Origin of the sequence: Hyphomicrobium sp., assembly GCF_035572195.1 — a bacterium.
Taxonomy (GTDB): domain Bacteria; phylum Pseudomonadota; class Alphaproteobacteria; order Rhizobiales; family Hyphomicrobiaceae; genus Hyphomicrobium_B.
Genome location: NZ_DATNBA010000073.1, coordinates 1 through 7614 on the forward strand (window position 1 = coordinate 1; position 7614 = coordinate 7614).

At 61.8% G+C, this 7614-nt stretch carries 6 protein-coding genes and 1 pseudogene; all 7 read left to right on the forward strand.

Annotated features, from left to right (window positions below; all coding sequences use genetic code 11):
- Positions 1–247, forward strand: a pseudogene (locus VN623_RS06625) (division/cell wall cluster transcriptional repressor MraZ); the annotation flags it as partial.
- Positions 244–1281, forward strand: a complete 1038-nt coding sequence (gene rsmH, locus VN623_RS06630) for a 16S rRNA (cytosine(1402)-N(4))-methyltransferase RsmH (RefSeq protein WP_325569360.1) — start codon at positions 244–246, stop codon at positions 1279–1281. The pseudogene VN623_RS06625 and the gene rsmH, both read left to right, overlap by 4 nt.
- Before the next feature lie 41 nt (positions 1282–1322).
- A complete protein-coding gene (gene ftsL, locus VN623_RS06635; RefSeq protein ID WP_325569362.1) occupies positions 1323–1625 on the forward strand; it encodes a cell division protein FtsL in 303 nt (100 codons plus the stop codon).
- Positions 1612–3294 carry a penicillin-binding protein 2 gene (locus VN623_RS06640; RefSeq protein ID WP_325569364.1) on the forward strand — a complete coding sequence of 561 codons (1683 nt, stop codon included), beginning with the start codon at positions 1612–1614 and terminating at the stop codon, positions 3292–3294. The genes ftsL and VN623_RS06640 overlap by 14 nt, the downstream gene beginning before the upstream one ends.
- 93 nt (positions 3295–3387) lie before the next feature.
- Positions 3388–4833 carry a UDP-N-acetylmuramoyl-L-alanyl-D-glutamate--2,6-diaminopimelate ligase gene (locus VN623_RS06645; protein ID WP_325569366.1) on the forward strand — a complete coding sequence of 482 codons (1446 nt, stop codon included), beginning with the start codon at positions 3388–3390 and terminating at the stop codon, positions 4831–4833.
- 10 nt (positions 4834–4843) lie between these two features.
- The gene (locus VN623_RS06650; RefSeq protein ID WP_325569368.1) at positions 4844–6262 is read left to right on the forward strand and encodes a UDP-N-acetylmuramoylalanyl-D-glutamyl-2,6-diaminopimelate--D-alanyl-D-alanine ligase; all 1419 of its coding nucleotides are present in this window, start codon (positions 4844–4846) and stop codon (positions 6260–6262) included.
- A 37-nt stretch (positions 6263–6299) separates the two neighbouring features.
- Positions 6300–7382 (forward strand): phospho-N-acetylmuramoyl-pentapeptide-transferase, encoded by a 1083-nt coding sequence (gene mraY, locus VN623_RS06655; protein ID WP_325569370.1) that lies wholly within the window; start codon positions 6300–6302, stop codon positions 7380–7382.
- The last annotated feature ends 232 nt before the right edge of the window (positions 7383–7614 follow it).

A 7614-nucleotide genomic window follows, 5' to 3' on the forward strand; every position in this document is an offset into this window, starting at 1 on the left:
CGACGTCCAGGTTCTCACGATCGATGGCGACGGCCGCATCGTCCTTCCTGAAAACCTTCGCGCCCACGCCAACCTGGACGCCGCCGTCACGTTTGTTGGCCTTGGAGACAAATTCCAGATGTGGGAGCCCGGCCGCTTCGAGCAGCGCCGGAGAGAAGCGCGCAGCAAAGTTCAGGTGACGCGCAAACTTTTCGCAGCGGGTAGCCGTTCGTCAACCGACGATGGCGACGATGGAGCACGGGAATGACGCGGGGCGGCGGGGCGAAGGGAGCCCTGCATGGTTCCAGCAGCCGGCCTCCGCGTCACGTTCCCGTGCTCGTTTCGGAAGTTCTCGAAAGTCTGGCGCCAAGGGACGGCGAAATCTACGTCGATGGAACTTTCGGAGCCGGCGGATATACGCGGGCAATCCTCGGCGCAGCCAACTGCAAAATTCTGGCACTCGACCGCGACCCGACTGCGGTCCGCGATGCGGCGGCGCTGATCGATGAAGCATCGGGCCGGTTGAAGGTCGTCGAAGCAGCTTTCAGCGAAATGGAAACCGTCGCCCGCGCAGAGCTAGCCGGTGAACAGCTCGACGGGGTCGTGCTCGACATTGGTGTTTCTTCGATGCAGCTCGACGATGCAGGGCGAGGCTTTTCATTTCAGCACGACGGACCGCTCGATATGCGCATGTCCGCCAGCGGCGAAACCGCCGCCGATTTTCTCAACAGCGCCGACGAAGAGGACATCGCCAATGTGATCTACGCGTTCGGCGAAGAGCGCAAATCGCGGTCGATCGCGCGGGCCATCGTAAGACATCGCGCTGAAAAGCCGTTCACGCGTACCCTCGAACTTGCCGATGCTGTGGCGCGAGTTTTTCACGGCCGAAAGATCGACGGTCGTCACCCAGCGACGCGGACGTTTCAGGCGCTGCGCATTTTCGTCAATGACGAGCTGGGCGAGCTTGCCTACGGATTATCTGCCGCCGAGCATATTCTGAAACCCGGTGGACGCCTGGTCGTCGTCTCGTTCCATAGCCTCGAAGACCGGATCGTTAAGAAATTCTTCGCCGAACGGTCCGGCAAGACGGTATCGGTTTCACGGCATATTCCGCAAGAATCGATAAAATCCGTACCTCCAAGTTTCCGACTTGTTAACTCGCGGCCGTTAACACCTTCTAAAGGTGAATTGGATGTGAACCCGCGTGCTCGCTCGGCACGGCTTAGAGCAGCCATTCGCACCGACGCAGCCCCGTGGCCACTGGATGTTGAAACCTTCGGTGTCCCACGACCGCAAAGTTAGCGCCTCGGTTGAGGCTCAGCGAACAGGGGACATGACCAGCGATGCGCCTCTTGAATGTCACCGCCTTCTTTTTCGCGATTACCAGCGCGCTGCTTCTTTACGGCCTCAACTACGATACCCGGCGCCTCGAAGACGAAGTGCAGGCGAAAGAACACGCCGCCGAGTTGGCTCGCAACGACATTGCCGTCCTGAAGGCCGAGCGTGGCAACCTGGCCAGGCCCGATCGAATAGACGCGCTCGCCCGTCACCTTGGCCTCATGCCGCCGAGACCCGAACAGTACCAGACGGGACGCGAAGTTTCCGAACTCAACGATCGTCAGGAAAACGCCGATGGCCGTCGTTGAGGGCGATCCTGCAATTCAGCGTCCGCGAGATGGTGATGTGCCTCGGCAGCGGCAAACGCGACGGCTGACTGAGACCGGCGTTTTCGCTGTCTTGTTTTTCGCATTTGCCGAGGTGGCCATTCAGCTCGTCACGCTTGCTCTCAGTCATCAGCCGAACGTTACGCTGGCGCTTTCCGAGCCTGTGGCGACTAGCTTCAGCCGGCCCGATATTGTCGATCGCAATGGCCGGCTGCTCGCAACGGACCTGCAAGCGCCGTCGATTTTCGCGGACCCCGGCGTCGTGCTTGATCGCGATGAGCTGGTCGAGAAGCTCATCACCGTTCTGCCCGACCTCGATGCCGCCGACTTGCGCCGTGCGCTTTCCGACCGGTCGCGCCGCTTCGTCTGGGTACGCCGTGGCGTGTCTCCGAAGACGGCGCAAATGGTTCATGATCTTGGTCTGCCCGGTCTTTCGTTTCGCTACGAGTTGAAGCGCGCCTATCCGGCCGGAGCATTGGCGGGCCACGTCCTCGGCTCGGTCAACGTCGACAATCGGGGCGTAAACGGCATCGAGAAATACATTGACGACAAGATCGGCGTCGATCCCGTGCACGCGGCGACATTGTCGACGCGCGCGCCCGTGCGCCTGTCGCTCGATATCGGTGTCCAACATGCCCTCGAAGACGAACTCGATGACGCGGTCGAGCACTATGAGACCGACGGCGCCGCTGGTCTCGTGCTCAACGTCAAGACGGGTGAGGTTCTGGCAAGTGCATCGCTGCCGCGCGTCGATCCGGCATGGCCGGGCAAATATCTCGATGAAAAACACATCGATCGCATGACGGGCGGCACGTACGAGCTTGGCTCGGTTTTCAAGACGCTGACGATTGCGATGGCCTTCGACGAGGGCCTGGCGAAACCCGAGACGATAATCGATGTGCGCCAGCCGCTCGAAGCCGGCCGCTTTACGGTCAAGGATTTTCATCCCGCCGGCCGGCCGTTGAGCGTGGCTGAAGTTTTCACGCATTCCTCGAACGTCGGCGCCGGAATGCTGGCGCTTCAGGCGGGTCCCGAAAAGCTGCAGGGCTTTTTGCGCAAGCTCGGAATGCTCGATCCGTTAAATGTAGCGGGCGCAAGCGTCGTCGCGCCCCAGGTGCCACCCGCGTGGAATCGCGCGGCAACGATCACTGTGTCCTACGGTCACGGCATTGCCGAGGCGCCGTTGCAGTTTGCGGCTGCCGCGGCGACGGTGTTGAACGGTGGCAAACGTGTTCAACCGACGTTTCTGAGAAAGTTCGAAACGGGTGAGGCCGTCGGCAAGCCGCTCATCACGGCAACTACGTCACGACAGATGGCGCAGCTGATGCGCCTCAACGTCACCAGTCCGGACGGGACCGGCGGTCAAGCCGACGTGCCGGGCTATCGCGTCGGCGGCAAGACCGGAACGGCGGACGTGCCCGATCGTGGCGGCTACGCTTCAAAGTCGGTCATCTCGTCGTTTCTTGCCGCCTTCCCGATGGACGATCCGCAATACCTGACGTTCGTAATCCTCTTCGAACCGAAGGGCGTCGCAAGCACTGGGGGACGACACACCGCCGGGACGAATGCGGCACCCGTGACCGGCCGGTTGATTGCCCGGATCGCGGGTGAGCTCGGTGTCGCGCCGATGAACACGATCGCGAGCCAGTAATGACCGGCGGGGCATCTGGCGATTTGACGGCCTGATTGCCGCCTCGTATCTAACGTTCTCCGACTTCGTGAGAGACGACAAGCAAGGGGCGTCATGCGGCTTAGCGAAGTGCTGCCGGCCGATATCGCGCCACCACCCGGCGCCGACGCCGTTCATGTCACTGGAATAACCGCCGCCAGCGCCGCCGTTGGGCCAGGCGCAATTTTCGCGGGCATCCCCGGATCGAAGATCGATGGCACGGCCTTCGTCGCCGATGCGATCGCGCGCGGTGCCAAAGCGGTTGTCGTCGCCAAAGGCAAGGGCGTCGCCGTGCCGCCCGACGTCGTGCTGATCGAGGTCGAAAACCCGCGTGCCGCATTGGCGAAGATCGCCGCGAAGTTTGCTCAAAAGCAGCCGCATTGCGCCGTTGCGGTCACCGGCACGAGCGGCAAGACGTCGGTCGCAGATTTCACGCGCCAGATTTTTTCCGCACTCGGTCATAACGCCGCCTCGATCGGAACGATCGGCATCGTCAAGCCCCGTGGCGCTATCTACGGCTCATTGACGACGCCCGACCCGGTTACGTTGCATGCGATGCTTGCCGAACTGGTGGATGAAGACGTGACGCACCTTGCCTTCGAGGCATCGTCGCACGGCCTCGATCAGAACCGTCTCGACGGCGTCGTACTTTCGGCGGCAGCCTTCACGAATCTCGGCCGCGATCACATGGACTATCACCCGAGCGTCGATGCCTATCTGAAGGCGAAGCTCCGCCTTTTCACCGAGCTGCTCGCGCCAGGCCAGCCAGCGGTCATCAATATGGACGGTGCCGGGTCGGACGATGTCGTCGCCGCTTGCAAGGCACGTGGGCTTCGGCTGTCGACGGTTGGAACGTCGGGCGAAACGCTGCGGCGCGCGGGGCTGAAGCGAGACGGCTTTCGGCAACGCATCGACATTGTCGCGAACGGGCGCACGTATGATGTGCGCCTGCCGCTCGTCGGTGCCTATCAGGCGGAGAACGCACTCGTTGCAGCTGGCCTCGCCATTGCGACCGGAGAAAAAACCGGCGACGTGCTTGCGGCGTTGGGCAATCTCAAGGGTGTGCCGGGCCGGCTCGAAATCATCGGCCAGAGAAACGGTGGATTGGCCGTCGTCGATTACGCGCATAAGCCGGAAGCACTTGCCGCGGCGCTCGATGCCTGCCGGCCATTCGTCACGGGCCGGCTCATTTCGGTGTTTGGTTGCGGCGGCGATCGGGACAAGGGCAAGCGGCCGATCATGGGCCGCATCTCGGTCGAAAAGGCCGACGTGACGATCGTCACCGACGACAATCCGCGCACCGAGCAGGCGGCCGTCATCCGCAAGGAAATTCTGGCCGGCGCCATCGGTGCGCGCGAAATAGGCGACCGCGCGGAAGCAATTTCCACGGCAATCGCCATGATGGCGCCGGGCGATGTTGTGATCGTTGCAGGCAAGGGCCACGAAACGGGCCAGATCATCGGCGATCGCGTCGTGCCGTTTTCCGACCACGAAGAAGTCTGCCGTGCGCTTCAGAGCTGACGATCAATCAATGCAACCGCTTTGGTCTTTCTCCGAATTAAGCGCCGCCCTCGGCAGCGATGCCGAGGGCGGCAGTGCGCGCGTCGTCACGGGCATTTCGATCGACACACGAACTTTGGAGCCGGGCGATCTTTTCGTGGCGTTAAAGGATCAGCGGGACGGGCACGACTTCGTCGCTGCCGCCTTCAAGGCGGGTGCCGCTGCCGCGCTCGTCGCCGAGAGCTATCAGCGGCAAGCCGGCGACGGGGCGTTGTTCAAAGTGGCGGAACCGCTGAAGGCGCTTGAAGCGTTGGGCCGTGCCGCCCGCCAACGGCTTTACCCGTCGGCGCGCGTGATTGCCGTCACCGGGAGCGCCGGCAAAACCGGCACCAAGGAAATGCTGCGGGCTTGTCTCGCGAACCTCGGCCCAACACACGCGTCGGAAAAATCCTACAACAATCATTGGGGCGTCCCCCTGATGCTGGCGCGGATGCCACGAGACACGCGTTATGCGGTGTTTGAGATCGGCATGAACCACGCGGGTGAAATCCGCCCACTAGCGAAGATGGTGCGTCCGCACGCGGCGATAGTCACGACGGTCGAAGCCGTGCATCTCGAGCACTTCGCGAATGTCGAAGCCATCGCCGATGCCAAAGCCGAAATCTTCGAAGGATTGATGCCGGGCGGCGCCGCGATCATCAAGCATGACAATCCTCACGCCTCGCGGCTGAAGATCATTGCGGAAAGGCTCGGCGCCAAGCCAGTGAGTTTCGGTTTCAGCGCGGCGGCGGGCGTCTGCGGCGAAAATCTTGAGCTTGCGATCGCCGGCAGCGACATGACGGTTCGTATCGGCAATGAAAGCCTTCGTCTCCGTCTCGCCATGCCGGGGCGGCACATCGCGGAAAATGCCCTTGCCGTCGTCGGGGCGCTCGCGGCGGTCGGGGCTGACCTGAAGCCGGCTGTCGCGGCGCTTGCGGGACTGGCGCCACCGAGCGGGCGCGGCTCGAGAATTCGATTGCGGATCGACGGGGGCGAAGCTCTTTTGATCGATGAGAGCTACAACGCGAACCCTGCGTCGATGCGCGCCGCGCTGGCAACACTCGGAGCCGTACCAAGACAGAAATTCTTGAGGCGTATCGCGGTGTTGGGTGACATGCTGGAACTTGGCGAAGGGGCACCACAACTGCATATCGGACTAAAGGAGGCTGTGGACGAAGCCGGTGTCGACCTCATCTTTGCGTGCGGCCGGCATATGAAGGGTCTTTATGATGCCTTACCGGAGGCAAAAAAGGGCAGCTACGCTCTGACCGCGGCATCGCTTGAAGAGATACTGACGTCAAATCTGCGCCGCGGCGACGTCGTGATGGTCAAAGCCTCGAACGGGACACGGCTTGGTCCGATTGTCACGGCACTCAAGACGCGGTTCGGGGAAGACGGGGCAGCATCCTAGCAGGGATCGCGGCATATACGGGGGAAGCTAGTCCGGCATGCTCTATGAGCTCGTCAATTTCAGCGATCAGATCAGCGCGCTGAACGTCTTCCGCTACATTACGTTCCGAACCGGTGGCGCCATCTTCACAGCACTGCTGTTCGTGATGATGTTCGGTCCGGCCACGATCGATCTGCTGCGCGTCCGGCAGGGCAAAGGCCAGCCGATCCGCGAGGACGGACCGCAATCGCATCATATGAAGCGCGGCACGCCGACGATGGGTGGGTTGATGATCCTGGCCGGCGTCACCGTTTCGACGTTGCTGTGGGGTCAGCTTTCGAACGGTTACATCTGGGTCGTTCTAGGCGTGGCGCTCTCTTACGGTGCGATCGGCTTCTACGATGATTTCCTGAAAGTGACGAAACGCTCGAGCGCCGGCTTTGCAAGCAAAACGCGCTTCGCGCTCGAAGTTTTCATTGCCGCCGTCGCCGGCTATCTGCTGATGAGGCTCGGACCTCGCGACCTGAGCACCGTGATGACGCTGCCGTTCTTCAAGGACGCCGTTATCGATCTCGGCCCATTCTTCATACTCCTGGCCATCCTCGTAATTTCGGGCGCCGGCAACGCCGTCAATTTGACCGACGGGCTCGATGGCCTCGCTATCGTTCCGGTCATGATCGCGGCCGCAACGTTCGGCGTCATCGCCTATCTTTCGGGTAACGCCAAATTTGCCGGCTATCTTCAAATTCATCACGTACCCGGAACAGGTGAGCTTGCGGTCATTTGCGGGGCGCTCATCGGAGCCGGATTGGGCTTCCTATGGTTCAACGCGCCGCCCGCGATGATCTTCATGGGCGACACGGGCGCGTTGGCCCTTGGTGGTACGCTCGGCACGATTGCGGTCGCGATCAAGCACGAGATCGTCTTGGCGGTCGTTGGTGGGCTTTTCGTACTCGAAACGCTTTCCGTGATCATTCAGGTGGTGTCGTTCAGATTGACAGGTAAGCGTGTGTTCAAGATGGCGCCACTGCACCATCACTTCGAGCAAAAGGGCTGGAAGGAATCGACGGTCGTGATCCGCTTCTGGATCATCGCGGTCATTCTGGCGTTGATCGGGCTTTCGACGCTGAAGTTGCGCTAGAAACTCAGTCAAATGGCGCGACATGCGATAGATTTCCGACGATGATTCGCGCGACCTCATTTCAAGGGAAAACGGCTGCAGTGTTCGGTCTGGGTAGCTCCGGGACCGCGGCTGCGCGTGCGCTGCTCGCAGGCGGCGCCGACGTTGCGGCTTGGGACGATAGTGCGGCGGGTCGCGAGGCGGCACTTCGCGACGGCCTACCCCTCGTCGATCTGGCGACAGCCGACTGGTC

Bases quoted from the DNA above. Each gene is read 5' to 3' on its own strand.
- rsmH (WP_325569360.1), top strand. From the start codon at position 244: ATGACGCGGGGCGGCGGGGCGAAGGGAGCCCTGCATGGTTCCAGCAGC.
- ftsL (WP_325569362.1), top strand. From the start codon at position 1,323: ATGCGCCTCTTGAATGTCACCGCCTTCTTTTTCGCGATTACCAGCGCG.
- VN623_RS06640 (WP_325569364.1), top strand. From the start codon at position 1,612: ATGGCCGTCGTTGAGGGCGATCCTGCAATTCAGCGTCCGCGAGATGGT.
- VN623_RS06645 (WP_325569366.1), top strand. From the start codon at position 3,388: ATGCGGCTTAGCGAAGTGCTGCCGGCCGATATCGCGCCACCACCCGGC.
- VN623_RS06650 (WP_325569368.1), top strand. From the start codon at position 4,844: ATGCAACCGCTTTGGTCTTTCTCCGAATTAAGCGCCGCCCTCGGCAGC.
- mraY (WP_325569370.1), top strand. From the start codon at position 6,300: ATGCTCTATGAGCTCGTCAATTTCAGCGATCAGATCAGCGCGCTGAAC.